The organism is Gordonia sp. SGD-V-85 (assembly GCF_001456905.1).
Taxonomy (GTDB): domain Bacteria; phylum Actinomycetota; class Actinomycetes; order Mycobacteriales; family Mycobacteriaceae; genus Gordonia; species Gordonia hongkongensis.
Map to the genome: position 1 here is coordinate 269,172 of NZ_LNQO01000004.1, position 18,489 is coordinate 287,660.

The window sequence follows — 18,489 nt, forward strand, 5'->3', positions numbered from 1 at the left end:
TGAAAAGTGTTGTCGATCAGGATGATGCGGCCTGCAAACGCGGCAGGAACGCGGTGCGCACGGCCTCGGACGGGCCTGCCGACGCCGGGTCGAGCAGTCCGAGCCGGGCGAGAGCGGGCCGGACCCCGTCGCCGAAGTGGTACGCCTCTTCGAGATGCGGATAGCCCGACAGGATGAAGTGGTCCAGTCCGAGCGCGGCGTACTCGGCGATGAGTGCGGCCACTTCGTCGTAGGAGCCGACCAGAGCGGTGCCGGCACCACCACGGACGAGTCCGACCCCGGCCCACACGCCGGGGTGGATCTCCAGCGAGTGCGGATCGTTGTGGTCGGCGAAACCGGCTCCACGACCGTGGAGTTCGGACATACGTCGCTGACCCTCGGACTCCGAGCGCGCCAGATTCTGCTGGGCGGTCGCGACCTGCGCCGGATCGAGCGCACCGAGCAGACGGGCCGCCTCGGCCCAGGCCTGCTCCGACGTCTCGCGGGCGATCACGTGAAAACGGATGCCGTGCGAGAGTTCCCGGCCCTGCGCGGCCGCGAGGCCGTTGACCCACGCGATCTTCTCGGCCACCGCGTCCGGACGTTCGCCCCAGGTGAGGTAGGTGTCGGCGTGCTTGGCGGCGACGTCACCGGCGGCCGGCGACGATCCGCCGAAGAAGATCTCCGGCGTCGGATCGGGACGACGTCCGAGCTGCGCACCCTCGACGCGCAGGTACTTCCCCACCACGTCGACGGGTTCTTCCTCGGTCCAGAGTCGCCGGATGATCTCCAGGTACTCGTCGCAACGCTCGTACCGCGCGTTCTTCGCCAGGAAGTCGCCGAAGGCGCGCTGTTCACTCGACTCGCCGCCGGTGACGACGTTGACCAGAAGGCGGCCCTGCGAATGCCACTGGAACGTGGCGGCCATCTGGGCGGCCAGCGTCGGCGAGATGAGCCCGGGGCGGAACGCCACCAGGAATTTGAGGCTCTCGGTGGCGTCGATCAGAGCGGCGGTGGTCAGCCAGGCGTCCTCGCACCAGAGACCTGCCGGGGTCAGGACGGCTTCGAAGCCGTTGGCCTCGGCGGCGCCGGCGAGCTGTTTGAGGTAGCGCAGATCGGCCGGCCGGTCCCCTGTCATCTGGCTGCCGTGTCCGCCCGCGATCAGATTGCGCGAGTCGCCGTAGGTGGGCAGGAACCAGTGGAAATGCAGAGACACCGCGAGGGCACCTTTCGGTCGGGTCGGCACGTGACTAGCACGACACCGCCTCGACTCCCGCCTCGAGGCGAGTGGGCCGGCGCGGTGCCTCGGCCCAGTGTCCGGCACCATCGCGTCGACGGACCACAGTTGAAATCGCCCTGAGGGCAAATCGACAACCGCGGGGCCCGGCCGCTAGGCGTCGGCGGATACGACTGTTTCAGCAGTCACAGACCACCGAGTCCAGTGGCGCGGTGAGCGGGTCTTTGGACCTGATGATCCGGCTGTGATCATTCTCGACGGGGTAGCCCTCGCGCGCCCAGTACTCGTAACCGCCGATCATCTCCTTGACCCGGTAACCCAGCTTGGCGAACTCCAGCGCGGCCCGCGTCGAACCATTGCATCCGGGCCCCCAGCAGTACGTCACAACCGGTGTGCTCGTTGCTATCTCGTCGACGGCGCGCGCGGCGATCTGTGACGTCGGCATGTGCACGGCTCCGACGATGCGCCCCTGCGCCCACGCCGCCTCACCTCGTGAGTCGATCAAGACGAAGTTCACACCGCGTTCCTGATCGGCGTGCACGTCGGACGCATCGGTCTCGAAGCCCGCCTCGAAGAATTCGGGGTGATTCAGCGGCTACAGCGCCAGCGTCGACCCCGAGCGGCTCGGGTTCGCGATCCTGGCCTTCCTACGGCTGCGGTATCCCAGCAGCAGGTACGAGCCGTTGCACACCCTGCTCGCGGAGCTACCCGAAGTCATCGAGGCGCATCACGTCACCGGCGACGACTGTTTCATCATGAAGGTCGTCGCCACCGACATGAAGCACCTGGAACGGGTCAGCGGCATGGTCGGAACCCTCGGCAGCGTCACCACCAATGTGGTCTACTCCTCCCCGCTGCCACCTCGCCCGCTACTCCCGCCCAGCGGGTCGGGACTCACCGAGAGCGCCGCCAAGCTGTAGGTCGGCAACTACCAGGGCGTCCGATCCCCGCCGCTCAGTCGGTCGACGGGCGCCATTGACCCATACCGAGGAAGACCATCACGAGTTGTCGCTCGGTGCGCTCGACGATCTCCTGCTCGGCGGAACGTCCGCGATACTCACCGTCGAGCAGATCGGCCACCGCGGTGAGCATGATGATGACGATCAGCTCCGCTGCCAGTTCGAGGTCGTCTGATTGCCACCGTGCCAGGTCCGGGATACGGGCGAGATCGATCGCGAGTTCCTTGGAGAACAACCGGAGTTCGGTGTCGATCGCACGACGGATCTCGGCGATGCCGCCCCGCTGCTCGCGCACCAGGAACCGGAATTGCGACTCGTTCTCGCGGACGTGCCGCAGCAGGATGGCCAGCGAGTTCTGTGCGGTGGGCAGGGCGTCACGCGCCGCCAGGTCGCGTCGTCCCTCACGCAGCGCCCGTCGCAGGACGCGCATCGAGTCCTCGACGACGGTGACCCCGAGATCCTCCATCGATGCGAAGTGGCGATAGAAGGCGGTCGGCACGATCCCGGCGCCACGGGCGACCTCACGGAGGCTGATGCTGCCGAAACTGCGCTCGCCGACCAGTGACCGCGTGGTGTCCAGCAACGCCTGTCGCGTCTGGTTCTTGCGGTCCGCACGGGTCTGCGCATCGCGCCGGCTCGGCTCTCGCGTGCGTGTCACGCATCCGAGTCTATGCGTCGGGTCAGCCGACGCGGCGGAGAGGCACAGGCGGTGTCGTGACGGCAGTCACATCAGCGAACACTTGACGATCGACCATCGCGCTGTGTCACACTTGCCGGTGTACACATGTACACCGAAACAGACCGAACGGAGCCCAGCCCATGAGCATCCGCACACCCCAGGACCAGACCCGCGCCGGCACCGGCGCCGAGCCCGGCCGGTGGAGCCGTCTGGTCGGTTCGATCGTGGAGGCAGCGCTGTCGCCGCATCCGGTCGACCGCTACCTCGAGTTGCTCGATCCGATGATCACCTGGCGCGATCTGCGCGGCGAGATCACCCGTGTCGAGCGTCCCACGGCGCGCACCGTCCGCCTCACCATTCGTCCGACCCGTCAGTGGCGAGGCCACGAGGCCGGCCAGTTCGTGCAGCTCAAGGTGGTCATCGACGGCGTTCGGCACACCCGCTGCTTCTCGCCGGCCAACGCCGCCGCGGGCCCGCACGGCGAGATCGAGCTGACCATCACCGCACACGACGACGGCTTCGTGTCCACCCACCTTCGTGAGCACGCCCGCGCCGGGGACGTCGTCGGGCTGTCCGCCGCCGACGGCGAGTTCGTGCTTCCCGACACCGACCCGACGTCGGCGGTCTTCGTCAGCGGCGGCAGCGGGATTACACCTGTACTCTCAATGGCGCGAACACTCGTCGCCCGACAGTACGCGGGACCGATCACGTTCGTGCACTATGCGCGCACCCCGGCCGACGTCGCCTACCGCGACGAGCTGCGTGAACTCGCGGACAGCCATCCCCGGTTCGACCTGCGCGTGTACCACACGCGCGACGACGGACACTTCAGCGCCGACCACCTCGACGGAATCCCGGGATTGTCCGACGCCGACGTGTTCGTCTGCGGCCCCGCCGCCCTCATGGACGAGGTCGCACGGGTCCATGCCGAACTCGCCATCAGCCAGCCGTTGCACAGCGAGGCCTTCGCGCCGGTCATCCCGGCCGTCGACCCGGACTCCGTCGAGGGCGAGGTCACGTTCTCCTCGTCGGGGACGTCGGCGGCCAACGACGGCCGTCCGATCCTGGACCAGGCCGAAACGGCCGGGCTCACGCCCGAATCCGGGTGCCGGATGGGGATCTGCTTCTCCTGCGTCGCGACGAAGAAGTCGGGGTGCACCCGCAACGTCCTGACCGGCGAGATCGACGACGAGTCGGACACCCAGATCCAGTTGTGCATCAGCGCGCCGGTCGGCTCGGTAGACATCGACATCTGATGCCCGCGAGCTGATCCCCCAGATCCACCCTTCCCAGCCACATCTCCTCTCCGAGAAGGAGGCAATGCCATGACCATCGACATCAGCCGTGACATCGAGACCACCATCGACGACAACCTGCCCGCGCTGCACCGCGTCGGCGCCGACCAGAAGGTCGCGGACGATCCCAACACCGTCGTCATGTCCTACGAGCAGGTCGAAGCGCTCGGGCGGGACCTCGACGCCCTGCGAGCCCGGATCGTCGCCGACCTGGGCCAGAAGGACCGCGACTACCTCTACTCGGTGATCCGCGCCCAGCGCGGCTTCGAGATCGGCGGACGCGCACTCATGTACCTCGGGTTCTTCCCGCCCGCATGGATCGCCGCGGTAGGCGCCCTCTCGGTGTCGAAGATCCTCGACAACATGGAGATCGGCCACAACGTCATGCACGGTCAGTACGACTGGATGCGCGAGGACACCTACAACTCCCGCGAGTTCGAGTGGGACACCGTCTGTCCGGCCGACCAGTGGAAGCACAGCCACAACTACCTGCACCACACCTTCACCAACATCCTGGGTGAGGACCGCGACATTGGTTACGGCATCCTGCGAATGGACCGCGATCAGAAGTGGAACCCCTACTACCTGGGCAACCTCGGCTACGCGACCGCCCTCATGCTGCTCTTCGAGTGGGGCGTCATGCTGCACGACCTCGAAGCCGAGAACGTCATCGCCGGCAAGCGCAAGTGGAGTGACGTCAAAGGCCTGCTGAAAGGCATGTGGCGCAAGGCCGGTCGTCAGGTCCTCAAGGACTACGTCGTCTTCCCCGCGCTCACGGGCCCGCTGTTCGTCCCGACCCTCATCGGTAACGCGACCGCCAACCTGGTGCGCAACGTGTGGACCTACTCGATCATCTTCTGTGGCCACTTCCCCAGCGGTGCACAGACATTCACGTCCGAGGAATGCCAGAACGAGACGCGGGGCCAGTGGTACCTGCGGCAGATGCTCGGTTCGGCCAACATCACCGGCAGCCCGTTGTTCCATGTGATGAGCGGCAACCTCTCGCACCAGATCGAGCACCACCTCTTCCCCGACATCCCGGCCAGTCGCTACCCCGAGATGTCCGCGGAGGTCCGGGAGATCTGCGAACGCTACGGACTGCCGTACAACACCGGCTCGCTGAGCCACCAGCTCGCGTCGACCTGGAAGAAGATCGCGAAGCTGTCGTTGCCCAACTGGATGACGCGCGACGACAACGATCTCACCGTCATCGTCGAGCGCGAGAAGCCCGCCTCGGTCGCCTGACGCCGGTTTGATCGGTGTGCCCCGGGGGTAGGCTCTGGGCACACCGATCAGGCTCCAGCCGCAACCAACTGCAGGGGGATTCCCGAAGCGATGGTCGACAGCATCGAACGCAACAAGGATCTGTTCCAGGAATTGATCGAGTCCACGGCCACCCATGTCGGCCGGATAGCGACCATCATCACCGGAGCCGTTGCGGGCGTGACCCGCGAGATCGGTGAGATCGTGACCGACGGGTTCGAGATGCGCGAGGCCGCCCGCAAGGCCAAAGCCGACGCGCACTCGCGATACGACGCGAGCGGCATCATCGACGCCGAGTTCGCGGACGCATCGTCCGAGGTGGACACCTCGGCCCCGTACGCCGAATCCGAACAGGCCAGAGAGGTGACCGGAGTGGACATGGACGAACTGCCAGACCGCATCGACGTCGGCGAGCAGGCCGGTATCGACCAGGAGGGCGAGGTCTCCCGCGAGGCGGAACTCGCCTCCGACGGCGGCGAGACCGACAAGGACGAACCGGACGTCGACGACCCGCGGGACATCGCCGCGTCCGAGCCGCGAATGGACCCGACCGCAGGGTCCTGACCGGCGCCGATCGATTCACCCTGGGCGCAATCGTTGCCCGATGGGGCCGTCGCACGTACCTTGGTCGGCGATTGTCCCCGCTCTCCGGAGGTTGTTGCCCGATGTCGGTGCGCTCTGTCCTCACGTTCCCGAACCCGGTCAACGACTACGCCGCGCGCAGTACCGCCGGGTTGGTCGTCGTCCTCGCGATCATCGCGGTGTCGGCGAACACGCCCGTGCTCTACGGCATCCTCGCCCTGGGGTTCGCGCTGCGTGTGGCATCGGGACCGACCCTGTCGCCTTTCGGGCAACTCTCGGTGCGCTTCCTCGTGCCGAAGATCATCCGCAAGGAGAAGCTGGTCCCGGGGCCGCCCAAGCGGTTCGCCCAGACCATCGGCCTCGTCGTCAGCGGGACCGCCTTCGTGCTCAGCCTGCTCGGCTACGGGCTCGCCGCCCAAATCGCCACGGGCGTGCTGATCGCCGCCGCTACGCTCGAGGCCGTCTTCGGCTTCTGCCTGGGCTGCACGATCTTCGGATTCCTGCAGCGCCGCGGTGTCATCCCCGAGTCGGTCTGCGAGGCGTGCAACAACATCTCGCTGCGCGATCCGGCTGCCGTCTGATCCGACGCCGCTCAGCCGTCGGACTTCACCGAACGGTCGGGAACGGTCATGGCCACCATCATGATCTCGGTCTCGCTGTAGTCGCGGCCGGGATGTTCGGCGGCGAGGTGGGCCTGGACCGACGGCACGAAGTCGGCTTCGAGGGCCGTGATGGACTCACCGCAGGGGCAACGCAGGTTGTATGCCATGCGACGCATGGTAACTGGATCGAGCATTGCTCAGTCGAGTATTCCCAACGCGATCCCGTCGAGGATGTCGTGTTCGCTCACGACTAGTTCGTCGATACCGGCACTTTCCGACAGCACTCTCGCGAGCTCGAGGGTGATCAGTGATCCGCCGCCGATGACGTCGACGCGCCCGGGGTGCATCGGTCCGAGCGCCGCGCGGTCGGCGCGTGTCATACCGATCAGGTTCCGGCAGACCCGGTCGAGTTCGGGCAGCGAGATCGTCGACAGATTGATCGCGTCCGAGTCGTACTCGGGGAGGCCGGCACCGAGCGCGGCGAGCGTCGTCATCGTGCCGGCGACGCCCACCCAGGTGCGAGCGGACTGAACCGGCACCGCGGCGAACGCCTCGGCGAGACGTGCGCGTGCGAATTCGGTCGCCGCGGCCAGCTCCGCCGGCGTGGGCGGGTCGGACGGCAGAGCACGCTCGGTCAGCCGAACACACCCGATGTCGGCCGAGTACGCCGCGGTCACACCGTCCGCATCGCCCAGGACGACTTCTGTCGAACCGCCGCCGAGGTCGGTGACCACGAAAGGCCCATCCGCCGAATCCAATTCGCCGACTGCCCCGCGGAACGACAGCCGCGCCTCCTCGTCGCCGGTGATGACCTCGGCGATCGCGCCTGCGGACACGCACCCGAGCAGATCGGCGGTCATGGCGAAGAACTCGTCGCGATTCGACGCGTCGCGGGTCGCGGAGGTGGCGACCATCCGCACTCTCTCGACGCCGAGCGCTTCCATCGTGTCGACATAGTCGCTGAGGGCGACCCGCGTCCGCTCGATCGATTCCGCGGCGAACATCCCGGTCGCGTCGACGCCGTAACCCAGTCGGACCACACGCATCTCACGATGGAGATCGACGAGTCGCCCGTCCGGGCCCGGCTTCGCCACGAGCAGGCGGATCGAGTTGGTGCCGCAGTCCACGGCTCCGACGACGGTCACTCGTCGGTCCCCGTATCCGACGGCTCGGGCCAGTCCTCCGGAATCGCGCTGCCGCGCAACCCGTTCGCGGCCGCGAGCGCCACCGCCTCGTCACCGAGAGGATTGAGCCCGGGGCCCTTGGCCAGGGAGTGCGCGATCAGGACGTGCAGGCACTTCACCCGGTCCGGCATACCGCCACCGGTGAAATCGGTGCCGAGGGGTTCGATCGCGTCGCGTTCGGCGAGATAGTCCTCGTGCGCACGGCGGTACGCCGCGGCGAGTTCGGCGTCGTCGTGCAGGCGCGCGGTCATGCCCTTCATGACACCGGCCGACTCCTGGCGGCTCGCCTCGGCGGTCAGACGCGGATCGGTCAGGTAGTACAACGTCGGGAACGGTGTGCCGTCGGGCAGCCGGGGCGCGGTCTTGACGACCGCGGGCTTCCCGTCAGGTGTGCGGTAGCTGATCTCGAGGACCCCGCGCGGTTCGCGTCCGAGCTGGGCGGCCACCGTGGCGAGATCCTCCGCGGAGACACCGTGGCCGGAGGAGGAGCTCACTGCACGCCGGGAGGGGTCGACAGCGTGTCCCAGAGATTTCCGTACCACGGTGCGCGGGCGCGCTCTTCGGCACGTTCGGCGGCCTCGCGCCGTGCCTCGTCGGCGGGGAACAACATCACGAGCGGGATCTCTCCTGGTTTGACGAACTGCAGGCGCGTCCGCGCCTGGGCCTCGATGTAGGCGGGATCGTTCTGCTCGTTGACCTTCTGCTGATAGTCCGCGACCTCGCGTTGCAGCTGCTCGTTCGACGCGGTCAGCTGACGGAATTCCGAACGCTGACTGAAGTACGTCCGCAGCGGCATCGCGAGCGTCAGTGCCACCACGCACACCACCACGACGGTGATGACGAGCGTCGCAAGGCCGGCCGGGGTCATCTCGACACCACGCAGGCGGGCGCCGATGCCGGCGCGGGCCGGACGTCGGCGGGTTCGAGGCACGCGCTCCGGCGCCACCCGACGGACCCCGGAATCCGAGGTGTCGTCGGCGACCGGTGCGTCGAGATCGGCGGGAACCTCGTGCCCGGCCGCCTCGACCGCTTCCTCGGGCGCCGCCGACGACGCAGGACGAGCGTGCCGCCGCGTGCGACGGGCGCGTTCGCGTGAGCGCGCGTCTACCCGACGATCGCGCCCACGCTGACGCCCGTCACCGCGGTGACGTCGCTGCGAAGCCATGCAGACAGCTAATCACGAACCAAACGAGAAACGCGGGAAGGCGAGGTCGCCCGCGTACCGTGCCGCGTCGCCGAGTCCTTCCTCGATCCGCAGCAGCTGGTTGTACTTGGCGACGCGCTCGGAGCGGGCCGGAGCGCCGGTCTTGATCTGTCCACAGCTGCAGGCGACGGCGAGGTCGGCGATGGTGGTGTCCTCGGTCTCACCGGACCGATGACTCATCATCGTCTTGTAGCCGTTGTTGTGCGCGAGTGCGACGGCGTCGAGGGTCTCGGTCAGGGTGCCGATCTGGTTCACCTTCACGAGCAGCGCGTTGGCGATGCCCTTGGAGATCCCCTCCTCGAGACGCTCGGGGTTGGTGACGAACAGGTCGTCACCGACGAGCTGCACCCGGTCGCCGATCGACTCGGTCAGCTTGGCCCAGCCGTCCCAGTCGTCCTCGGACAGACCGTCCTCGATCGAGACGATCGGGAAGTCGCTGATGAGCTTCTCGTAGAACGACACCATCTCGTCGGCGCCGAGTTCCTTGCCCTCGAGCTTGTAGGCACCGTTCGAGAAGAACTCGGTCGCTGCGGCGTCGAGCGCGATGACGACGTCGCGGCCGAAGTTGTAGCCGGCCTTGCCGACCGCCTCACCGATGACCGCGATGGCCGCCTCGGTGTTGGGCAGGTCGGGGGCGAAGCCACCCTCGTCGCCGAGTGCGGTGCTCATGCCCTGCTTGCTCAGGACGCCCTTGAGGGCGTGGTAGACCTCGGCACCGCACCGCAGCGCCTCCTTGAAGGTCGGCGCGCCGACCGGGGCGATCATGAATTCCTGGAAGTCGATGCCGTTGTCGGCGTGCTCGCCACCGTTGATGATGTTCATCATCGGCACCGGCAGGATGTGGGCGTTGGGTCCGCCGATGTAACGGAACAGCGGCAGCCCGGCCGATTCGGCCGCGCCCTTGGCGACCGCGAGCGAGACACCGAGCAGCGCGTTGGCGCCGATACGGCTCTTGTCGGGGGTGCCGTCGCAGTCGAGCAGTGCCTGGTCGACGAGGCGCTGTTCCTCGGCCTCGATCCCGATCACGGCCGGGGCCAGTTCCCCGAGGACACCCTCGACGGCCTTGGTGACGCCCTTGCCCAGGTACCGGTCGCCACCGTCGCGCAGTTCGACGGCCTCGTGTTCGCCGGTCGACGCCCCGGACGGCACGGCGGCCCGGGTGAAGGTGCCGTCATCCAGGACGACCTCGACCTCGACCGTCGGGTTGCCCCGCGAATCGAGAATCTCACGCGCACCTACCTGCTCGATGATTGCCACGGTTGCACCCCAATCTCGGTGGACGAGTTCGTCGGCGTGATCCCAGGAGATGTGTCCTCCGACGGGGCCGCCTACGCCGACGACGGCCGGGTCTGGTGCCGGCCGATAGGCAAGAGCCTAGTGGCTGCGCCGAAGCCGCACGTGACAAGGTCGACGCAAGCGCAGAAGGCCTTCCCGGCAGGGTTCAGAAGCGGACGTTGATCGAGTAGGCGTTGGCGTGATCGCGCACGTCGAGGACGTAGGCCATCGAGTTGTTGTAGGTCCGGACGGCCTTCTCCCACCCTTCCGGCGTCGTCATGTCGTTGCCGGCGGAGACACACAGATAGCGGGCCGCCGAGAGGGCGGCGTCGTCGATGTTGTCGGGGTCGGGGACGCCGTCACCGTTGGCGTCGACGCCGTAGCGCTTCCACGTCTCCGGGATGAACTGGAACGGCCCCATCGCTCGATCGTGGGTGGCGTCGCCGTCGAGTGCGCCGCCGTCGGTGTCGAGGATCTCCATGTTGCCGCGGGTGCCGTCGAGTTTGACGCCCCGGATGGGCGGGTTGACGTCGCCGTTGTCGGCCACGTCGGAGCCGCGGTAGTGGCCGTGTTTGCTCTCGACGCCGGCGATCCCCGCCAGCGTGGTCCAGTTCAGTCCGCACTCGGGGTGTTGCTGGCGCTGGATCTCGGCGGCGTTGCCGTAGGCCTGGAGCGAGACGACCGGGATACCGGTGGACTCCGCGATGGGCACGGCCCAGTCGTGCATCCTGTCCGCGGTACGCCCGGGTGCGTTGATGTCGATGTAGGGCTGGGGCACGCCCGCCCCCGGCGGGATGCCCTCCGGGATGTCCGGCCTGGTCAGCGACGGCAGGTCGATGCAGCCGGCCAGCAGCACCGACGACGCGACCGCCACGGCCGAGGCCATGAGGCCGTTCCTCCACGGGTTCGGCCGCCTCGACTCCCGACGCGCCGCATCCCGGCCCTCCACACGCATTCCTGCCCTACTCCCCTCTCCGGTCCGACGACTTTCGGGCGGACACCGCCCGAGGGGAACCACGATCGCACAGCCGATCGGGTCTCCCGGAAATCGACACACAGTCTGCTGATCCAACTGACCGCGGTGGAGTTCGGTTCCCGGGCGCCGGGAGCGCAGCGAGCGGGCCCTGTGTCCCGGGCGCCGGGAGCGCAGCGAGCGGGCCCTGTGTCCCGGGCGCCGGGAGCGCAGCGAGCGGGCCCTGTGTGTCCAGCGACGTGTGGACGGGTTGTCGGCCGGATGGATGTCAGCCGGCCGCGGGACCGACGGTCCGGAACCCGATGTTGCTCGCCGTCGACTCCGGCGTGTTGTGCGATCGCGCAGCGACCCGGTAGCGATGACAGTACGAGTCGTGGCAGAGATGGCTGCCGCCCCTCAGGACGCGAGCGCTTCCCCGGCCCGGCCCCAGCGGGTTGCTGCGGTCGGACACGCGGTAGTACCGGGCGCTGAACGTGTCGGCGCACCATTCCCAGACGTTGCCGGCGCACTGGTACAGGCCGAAGCCGTTGGGCTCGAAGTCCCGCACGGGCACGGTGCCGACCCGGGCGGTCGGCGCATCCGGGAACTCGCCGCGAAAGATGTTGCAGCGGGGCTCTTCCGGGGTCGGCTCCGCGTCCCCCCACGGATATCGTCGGCCGCGCAACCCACCCCGCGCCGCGTACTCCCACTGCGCTTCGGTGGGCAGGACACGTCCGGCCCAGGCGCAATAGGCCTGCGCGTCGCGGTGGCTGACGTGGACGACGGGGTGGTCGGCCAGATCGTCGACCCGGCTGCCGGGACCCGCCGGGTGGCGCCACGACGCACCTTCGACCGCGAGCCACCACGGTGTTCCCGGCACGGGTTTGCCCGGCGCGGTGGCGTAGGTGTGGAACACCGCGGAACCGCCGAATCGCTCGGCATCGGTCTGGTGTCCGGTCGCCGCGACGAACGTGGCGAACGCGGCGTTGGTCACCGTCGTCGCGTCGATCGAGTACGCACCGAGCTCGACCTCGTGCACCGGTCGCTCACCGTCGGTGCGGTACCCCTCGTCGAACGCGTCCCCCATGGCGAAGCCCCCGGCCGGGATGTCCACCGTCTCGATCGGGTGCACTCCGGGACCGCCACCGGCGTGCTCGGCCGGCGGGAACGGCGCACCCGGGCCGCCGTGCGCGGGTCCCGGGGGATGACAGCAACTCACCCCGCCATGATGCCGCGATCCATCAGCGCACCGAGGATGAGCGACGCCAGCCGGTCGATGTCCGCGCCGGTGGTGTCGAATCGCAGATCGGGGCTCTCCGGACTCTCGTAGGGCGCATCGATACCGGTCAGCCCGCGGAGTTCGCCGCGACGCGCTCGTTCGTAGAGGCCCTTGGGGTCGCGGCGTTCGCATTCGGTGACCGGCGTGGAGACGTGGACCTCGATGAAGTCGAGGTCGGCGGCGCGGTGCAGTTCACGCGCGATCTCCCGGTCGGAACGCAGCGGCGAGACCATCGACGCGATCGCGATGACCCCGGCGTCGGCGAAGAGTCGGGCCACGTGGCCGACACGGCGGATGTTCTCCGCGCGGTCACCGGCGGAGAAGCCGAGGTCGTCGGAGATCCCGTGCCGGATGTTGTCGCCGTCGAGGAGGTAGGCGACGCGCCCGCGGCTGACGACGGCCCGCTCGAGCGCGACGGCGACGGTGGACTTGCCCGACGCCGGTAGACCGGTGAGCCACACCGTCGCTCCGCGCTGCCGGGTGTGCGCCCATCGTTCCGCACGCGCCAGCGAACTCGGATGCCACTTGATGTCGTTGCGCGTCGCCTTACCCGGGATGACCTCGCGCGGCACGAGGATCGTCCCCGCGCCGACCGTGTCGTTCGAGGCCTCGTCGATGAGGATGAACGCGCCGGTGTCGCGGTTGCTCGCATAGGGGTCGGCCGGCACCACCGACGACGTCCGCAGCGTGACGGTGCCGATGTCGTTGAGCACGAGCTCACCGGGGGCGACGTGCTCGATGAGGGTGTCCGGGTCGAGGCGCCGCTCGAGGGACTGGACGGTGGCGCGGACCGTCGACGGGCCGTGCTTGAGGGCGACGCGGTCACCGGCCCGCAGCGGCGAGTTCGACAACCAGCACACGTGCGCATCGATCTCGCGGGCCAGGACCGGTACATGCGCTCCGTCCGCACCGCTCACGATGACGTCGCCGCGACCGATGTCGATGTCGTCGGCGACCTGGATTCCCACCGAGAGAGGCGCCACCGCAACGTCTCTCGTGGGATCGAGGGTATCGAGCGCAGTGATGGTCGAGCGGCTTCCCGACGGCAGCACGACGATCTCGTCACCGACGCGCAGTGTTCCGGAGGCGAGCCGGCCGGTGTAGGTGCGCCGGTTCGACTCGCTGGGACGCGACACCCACTGGATTGGAAGGCGCAGTTCCTCGGTCACCGGCGCGGGCGCGTGGAGCTCGACGTCCTCGAGGTACTCCAACAGCGTTGTCCCGGAGTACCACGGGGTGTTCGACGAGCGGTGCACGACGTTGTCCCCGTGCTTGGCGGCCACCGGGATCGCCGGGATCTCCCCGATCCCGAGTTGCACCGCGAGTTCGGCGAGGTCGGCCCGGATCTCGTCGAAACGGTGCTCGGAGTAATCGACGAGGTCGATCTTGTTGACCGCCGCGATCACGTGCGGCACGCCCACGAGAGTTGCGATCCGGGCGTGGCGTCGGGTCTGCCGCAGCAGGCCGTGCCGGGCGTCGACGAGCAGGATCGCCACGTGCGCGTTCGACGCCCCGGTGAACATGTTGCGGGTGTACCGCTCGTGTCCGGGGGTGTCGGCGAGGACGTAACTCCGTGTGGGCGTGGAGAAGAAGCGGTAGGCGACATCGATCGTGATGCCCTGTTCGCGTTCGGCGCGCAAGCCGTCGGAGAGGGCGGCCAGGTCGACATCACCGTCGCCGTCGGTGACCGCGGCGAGATGATCGGTCGGCAGACTGCCGGTGTCGTGCAGAATCCGGCCGATGAGCGTGGACTTGCCGTCGTCGACACTGCCCGCGGTCGCGATCCGCAGGAATTGCCTTGCGGACGTGCTTGTTTCGTCACCGGCGGGGACGACCGGCTGTGGCGAGGTGAGAGTCATCAGAAGTATCCTTCGCGCTTGCGGTCTTCCATGGCGGCGCTGGACGTGCGGTCGTCGGCGCGGGTCTCCCCGCGTTCGGAGACGGTGGATTCGCTGATCTCGGCGATGATCTCGGCGATCGTGGTGGCCCGCGAGCGAACCGCCCCGGTGATGGTCAGGTCACCGACGGTGCGGTAGCGCACCCACTCGGTCCGTACCTCCTCACCGTCGCGGGGCCGTGAGTACTCCGAGACCGAGAGCAGGATCCCGTCCCGGTCGAAGACCTCCCGCTCGGCGGCGAAATAGATGGAGGGCAGCTCGAGGCCCTCGAGCTCGATGTAGCGCCAGATGTCGGTCTCGGTCCAGTTCGAGAGCGGGAACACACGCACCGACTCCCCACGACGGATCCGCCCGTTGTACAGCGACCACGGTTCGGGTCGCTGGGCGCGGGGATCCCATTGCCCGAACTCGTCGCGGAAGCTGAAGATGCGCTCCTTGGCGCGGGCACGCTCCTCGTCGCGGCGGGCGCCGCCGAACGCGGCGTCGAATCCGCCCTCCTCCAGCGCATCGAGCAGGGTGCGGGTCTGCAGGCGGTTCCGCGAACCCGACGGGTCGGTGGACTCGGCGACTCGTCCGGAGTCGATGGACTCCTGGACCGAGGCCACGATGAGTTCGATGCCCTCGGGATTCTCGGCGGTCGGCGCGACCCGTCGGTCACGGAATTCGATCACCTCGTCGAAATTGTGGCCGGTGTCGACGTGCATGATCGGGAAGGGCAGGGGCGCGGGCCGAAATGCCTTCTCGGCCAACCGGAGCAGGACGATGGAGTCCTTGCCGCCGGAGAACAGCAGCACCGGCCGCTCCAGTTCCGCCACCACCTCGCGGATGATGTGCACCGCCTCGGCCTCCAGCACCCGGATGGCGGTCACATGGTCGAAGTCGTCGGCGTCCCCGGGCCGGGCCCGGTCGCCGGTCGCCCGGTCGAGCGAGGTCTCGTCTACAGCGGTCACAGTGGGTATCCGTTTCGTTCGGCGTCTTCTCGATAGCGTCGGGCCCACTCCTTGGACCGCGAATTGGACTGTGGCTTCAGCGGTGGCGGCGGCGCCAGCTCCGGGTCCTGCCCGATCTTCTCCAGCACCAGTGCGGTCGCCTTCGTGGGATCGGTGACCAGGTCCCGGAACCCGATCTCGAGCGGTTCGATCCCCTCGGCGGCGAACCAATTGCGCCACTGTCGTTCCTGGTCGCTCAAGATGCCGGCGAGATGGGCGATACCGCCGGCGTGATACACCGCCTCGTCGTGCTCGTCGGTGTCCGAGCCGTCGTGCCGCCACACGCGGGTCTGCACCGCGCGCCACATCGACACCGCTTGCGGCACAACATCTTCTCGATGGACGTGCACGTAGAGCGGATCGGCTCCGTCGAACAGCCAGCGGACGGCGCCGCGCAACGAACCCGACGCGACCCGGCTGCGCGAGATCAGCAGCGGCGTCTGGTTCCACATGAGCTTGCCGCCCCACACCCCGTTCGGCGTGCGACCCGCCGCCCGCACGTCCGAGCGCCAGGTGGCCGAATCGCGGGTGTCCACCACCCCGGGATCGAGTGGCTCCAGGAGCTCGAGGATGGTGGGATCGCTGACACCGGCGAACCATTCACGCGGCTGCGGAGCCGCCGAGGAATCCGAGAAGTACTGGAAGAACTCCTCCGGACGACCCGCAACGCCGGTCGCGGCGAGCGACTCCACCAGCAGCGTGCTGCCGCTGCGCTGGCTGGCACACACCAGATAATTTGCCGGTCCCGACGAGGACTTCGCTGACATGAAAGACGAGTCTAGCGAGCGGGAAAAGCACCGCAAGCTGGCCTTTTACGCGCAGCCGGGTCGAAACCATTGACACCGAGACCGCGCTGTGGGTGTCGTGAGATCGCGTGTCCGAGATGACGCTTTCGTGCCGACGCCCCTCAGCGCTCGCCCGATGTGATGTCCCCGGCCAACTCGCGACGGGCACCCAGCGGACGCCGGGACGGCAATGCCTCCTCCTCGGCCTCGACCTGCGCCGCCTTGGCGTGGAATGCGTCCATGAAGGCCTCCGCCGTCGCCGTGCCGGCCGCTTCATCGGGCAAGTCGTCATGGGTGCGCTCGCGCCAGTCGGCCAACGCCCGCGCGAGCTCGTCCCGGACATGCGCATACGACGGGTCGTCGGCGAGGTTGTTGCGCTCATGCGGATCGGAACGCAGGTCGTAGAGCTCGACCCGCAACCGATCCTGTTGCACCTCTTGCCGATCCAGCGACCGCGCCGACAAACTGTCGGCGATGTCGAGCGGGAGCAACAACGCCGGCCGCGCCGCGTAGTTCTCGATGTAGCTGAAGTCCTTGGTGCGCACGGCCCGGATCGGATCGAAGGCATCGTGGTAGGTCTTTTCGGTGAACACCTCGGTGCGAACGGCCGTGCATTCGGTTCCCACCAGCGCGGGGGCGTGCGAGTCACCGTCGACCGTGTCCGGGATGTCGACACCCACCAGGTCGAGCAGCGTCGGCGTGAGATCAACCCCCGAGAACAGATCGTCGTAGACCGTCGGCGTGATCCCCAGCCGCGACGGCGGGCGCATGATCAATGCGATCCCGGTGCCCTCTGCGTACAGCGTCGATTTCGCCCGTGGGAACGCCAGACCGTGATCGGTGACGAACACGATCCAGGTGGAGTCGTCGAGACCGAGTTCGGCGACGGTGTCGAGGAGCCGGCCCACGGCCGAGTCGGCCTTCGTGATCGAGCCGTGCAGACCCGCCAGATCGTCGCGCACGTCGTCGGTGTCCGGCAGGAACCCGGGCACCGCGATCGTGCTGGTGTCCGCCGGCTTGTACTCGTCGACCGGGTAGGGCCGATGCGTTTCGAAGAAGCCCGCCGTCAGGAAGAACGGCCGATCGTCGTGCGCATGTCGTCGCAACCAGTCCTGAGACCGGTCCACCACGTAGTCGCAGCGCGAGTCGGACACGTCCACCGAGTCGAAACCGAGCCGGCCGGGGTCCGCGCTCTCGTGCTGCATCCCGAAGAGTGCCGAGCGGTAGCCCGCACCCGCGAGGAGAGCCGGCAGGGTCTGCACGTCCGGGAAGTACTCGAACCCGTGGTGGGCCAGGCCGACGAGCCCGTTGCCGTGCGGATAGCGCCCGGTGAACAGGGAACCGCGGGCCGGTGAGCACAGCGGCGCCGTGGCGTGTGCGTCGGCGAACCGGATGCCGGCGGCCGCGAGGTCGTCGAGGACGGGACTCTCGACGCCATCGGCGCCGTAACACCGCAGATGGCGACCGAGATCGTGCCAGTGCACCAGGATCACGTTGTCGCGGCGCGCGGCATCGGGTGAAGAGACCATTCACCCATGATGGCGCAGACGATTCCCCTGCCGGGGCCCACCCGGGGCGGCGGATGCGCTCTCTCCCGCCGCCGCACCGCCTGACCAGATCAAATCAGCGTGAGCGAAAGTCCGGTGGCCGGGGTCACGGCGATCGCGCACCGGATCAGGTACGGAGCAGCCGGACGAGCACGCCGGCGGCGTGGGCGCGCGCGGCCCGGTCCGCTTCGTCGGCGTCACCGACCTCCAGTGCCGCGACTATCCGGCGGTGCTCGGTCACGGCGTGCCGACGGTTGTCCTCGTGCGACCACATGTCGGATCGGTAGAGATGTGACTGGGTGTCGAGCTTCAGCAGTGCGTCGCACAGCGGGGCGTTTCCCGACAGCGACCGGACCGCGGTGTGGAAGTCGAGATCGAGTTCGGCGTCGCGTCGGTGATCGGGCTCGGTCTCCAGCAGACGTTCCTGCTCACGAACCCGATCCCAGAGCCCGGTCAGCTCGGCACGGGTCACCCGGATGGTGGCCTGGCGCGCGGCGAGTCCGTCGAGGACCTCGCGGACCTCGAAGACGTGCCGCAGCATCTCGTCGTCGAGGACAGCCACCTTCGCACCGACACGAGGCGTGTAGACCGCCAGCCCGTCCATGACGAGTTGTTGGACCGCCTCGCGCACCGGGCTGCGGGACACGTCCAGTCGGGCGGCCAGACCGGGAACCGAGAGCGACGCACCGGGTTCGAGCGTGCCGTCGAAGATCTCGTCGCGTATCCGGCGCAGGACCGACTGCATGAGCAGCGCGCCGTCGTCTCCGTTTCCCGTCATGA

20 protein-coding genes are annotated in these 18,489 nt (G+C 68.3%); 5 read left to right on the forward strand and 15 right to left on the reverse strand.

The features are described 5' to 3' along the window. Positions 1 to 16: 16 nt before the first annotated feature. Together AS181_RS06700 and AS181_RS06705 are read right to left on the reverse strand one after the other, a co-directional pair. Complete coding sequence (locus AS181_RS06700) at positions 17 to 1,195, reverse strand: LLM class flavin-dependent oxidoreductase (RefSeq protein WP_058250898.1); 1,179 nt, start codon at positions 1,193 to 1,195, stop codon at positions 17 to 19. Between the two features lie 199 nt (positions 1,196 to 1,394). Next, positions 1,395 to 1,757, reverse strand: a complete 363-nt coding sequence (locus tag AS181_RS06705) for a rhodanese-like domain-containing protein (RefSeq protein ID WP_269434027.1) — start codon at positions 1,755 to 1,757, stop codon at positions 1,395 to 1,397. 112 nt (positions 1,758 to 1,869) lie between these two features. Here AS181_RS06705 and AS181_RS06710 point away from each other — a divergent pair, with 112 nt between their 5' ends. After that, positions 1,870 to 2,136 (forward strand): Lrp/AsnC ligand binding domain-containing protein, encoded by a 267-nt coding sequence (locus AS181_RS06710; protein WP_265965881.1) that lies wholly within the window; start codon positions 1,870 to 1,872, stop codon positions 2,134 to 2,136. Positions 2,137 to 2,170: 34 nt separating this feature from the next. Here the strand turns inward: AS181_RS06710 and AS181_RS06715 are convergent, their stop codons facing one another. Then, positions 2,171 to 2,833: a TetR family transcriptional regulator gene (locus AS181_RS06715; protein ID WP_058250799.1), complete on the reverse strand. Its 663-nt coding sequence runs from the start codon at positions 2,831 to 2,833 to the stop codon at positions 2,171 to 2,173. A 161-nt stretch (positions 2,834 to 2,994) separates the two neighbouring features. On the opposite strand from AS181_RS06715, the gene AS181_RS06720 reads away from it, so the two are divergent. From AS181_RS06720 to AS181_RS06735, 4 genes are all read left to right on the forward strand, one after another. After that, positions 2,995 to 4,110 (forward strand): ferredoxin reductase, encoded by a 1,116-nt coding sequence (locus AS181_RS06720; protein ID WP_058250800.1) that lies wholly within the window; start codon positions 2,995 to 2,997, stop codon positions 4,108 to 4,110. Between the two features lie 69 nt (positions 4,111 to 4,179). Further along, on the forward strand, positions 4,180 to 5,394 hold the full coding sequence (locus AS181_RS06725; RefSeq protein ID WP_058250801.1) for a fatty acid desaturase family protein: 1,215 nt from the start codon (positions 4,180 to 4,182) through the stop codon (positions 5,392 to 5,394). A 90-nt stretch (positions 5,395 to 5,484) separates the two neighbouring features. Then, the gene (locus AS181_RS06730; protein ID WP_058250802.1) at positions 5,485 to 5,976 is read left to right on the forward strand and encodes a hypothetical protein; all 492 of its coding nucleotides are present in this window, start codon (positions 5,485 to 5,487) and stop codon (positions 5,974 to 5,976) included. A 101-nt stretch (positions 5,977 to 6,077) separates the two neighbouring features. Next, positions 6,078 to 6,575, forward strand: coding sequence for a DUF4395 domain-containing protein (locus tag AS181_RS06735; protein ID WP_058250803.1), 498 nt, complete (start codon positions 6,078 to 6,080; stop codon positions 6,573 to 6,575). 11 nt (positions 6,576 to 6,586) lie between these two features. On the opposite strand, the gene AS181_RS25120 is transcribed toward AS181_RS06735, so the two are convergent. From AS181_RS25120 to AS181_RS06790, 12 genes are all read right to left on the reverse strand, one after another. Next, positions 6,587 to 6,763, reverse strand: coding sequence for a hypothetical protein (locus AS181_RS25120; RefSeq protein ID WP_175404283.1), 177 nt, complete (start codon positions 6,761 to 6,763; stop codon positions 6,587 to 6,589). Between the two features lie 30 nt (positions 6,764 to 6,793). Next, positions 6,794 to 7,741 carry a Ppx/GppA phosphatase family protein gene (locus AS181_RS06740; protein ID WP_058250804.1) on the reverse strand — a complete coding sequence of 316 codons (948 nt, stop codon included), beginning with the start codon at positions 7,739 to 7,741 and terminating at the stop codon, positions 6,794 to 6,796. Continuing rightward, on the reverse strand, positions 7,738 to 8,274 hold the full coding sequence (locus AS181_RS06745; protein WP_058250805.1) for a DUF501 domain-containing protein: 537 nt from the start codon (positions 8,272 to 8,274) through the stop codon (positions 7,738 to 7,740). Before AS181_RS06745 ends, AS181_RS06740 begins: the two co-directional genes overlap by 4 nt. Further along, on the reverse strand, positions 8,271 to 8,945 hold the full coding sequence (locus AS181_RS06750; RefSeq protein ID WP_058250806.1) for a septum formation initiator family protein: 675 nt from the start codon (positions 8,943 to 8,945) through the stop codon (positions 8,271 to 8,273). Before AS181_RS06750 ends, AS181_RS06745 begins: the two co-directional genes overlap by 4 nt. Positions 8,946 to 8,957: 12 nt before the next feature. Next, positions 8,958 to 10,241 (reverse strand): phosphopyruvate hydratase, encoded by a 1,284-nt coding sequence (eno, locus tag AS181_RS06755; protein WP_058250807.1) that lies wholly within the window; start codon positions 10,239 to 10,241, stop codon positions 8,958 to 8,960. A gap of 184 nt (positions 10,242 to 10,425) precedes the next feature. Further along, a complete protein-coding gene (locus tag AS181_RS06760; RefSeq protein ID WP_058250808.1) occupies positions 10,426 to 11,214 on the reverse strand; it encodes a lytic transglycosylase domain-containing protein in 789 nt (262 codons plus the stop codon). Between the two features lie 286 nt (positions 11,215 to 11,500). Continuing rightward, complete coding sequence (locus tag AS181_RS06765) at positions 11,501 to 12,430, reverse strand: formylglycine-generating enzyme family protein (RefSeq protein WP_388028858.1); 930 nt, start codon at positions 12,428 to 12,430, stop codon at positions 11,501 to 11,503. After that, positions 12,427 to 14,349, reverse strand: a complete 1,923-nt coding sequence (gene cysC, locus AS181_RS06770; RefSeq protein ID WP_058250809.1) for an adenylyl-sulfate kinase — start codon at positions 14,347 to 14,349, stop codon at positions 12,427 to 12,429. The genes AS181_RS06765 and cysC overlap by 4 nt, the downstream gene beginning before the upstream one ends. Continuing rightward, complete coding sequence (gene cysD, locus AS181_RS06775; RefSeq protein ID WP_264186743.1) at positions 14,349 to 15,338, reverse strand: sulfate adenylyltransferase subunit CysD; 990 nt, start codon at positions 15,336 to 15,338, stop codon at positions 14,349 to 14,351. Before cysD ends, cysC begins: the two co-directional genes overlap by 1 nt. After that, complete coding sequence (gene stf0, locus AS181_RS06780) at positions 15,335 to 16,144, reverse strand: trehalose 2-sulfotransferase (RefSeq protein ID WP_058250810.1); 810 nt, start codon at positions 16,142 to 16,144, stop codon at positions 15,335 to 15,337. Before stf0 ends, cysD begins: the two co-directional genes overlap by 4 nt. A gap of 140 nt (positions 16,145 to 16,284) precedes the next feature. Beyond that, on the reverse strand, positions 16,285 to 17,691 hold the full coding sequence (locus tag AS181_RS06785) for a sulfatase family protein (RefSeq protein ID WP_058250811.1): 1,407 nt from the start codon (positions 17,689 to 17,691) through the stop codon (positions 16,285 to 16,287). Positions 17,692 to 17,836: 145 nt separating this feature from the next. Then, positions 17,837 to 18,487, reverse strand: a complete 651-nt coding sequence (locus AS181_RS06790) for a GntR family transcriptional regulator (protein WP_058250812.1) — start codon at positions 18,485 to 18,487, stop codon at positions 17,837 to 17,839. Positions 18,488 to 18,489: the final 2 nt, after the last annotated feature.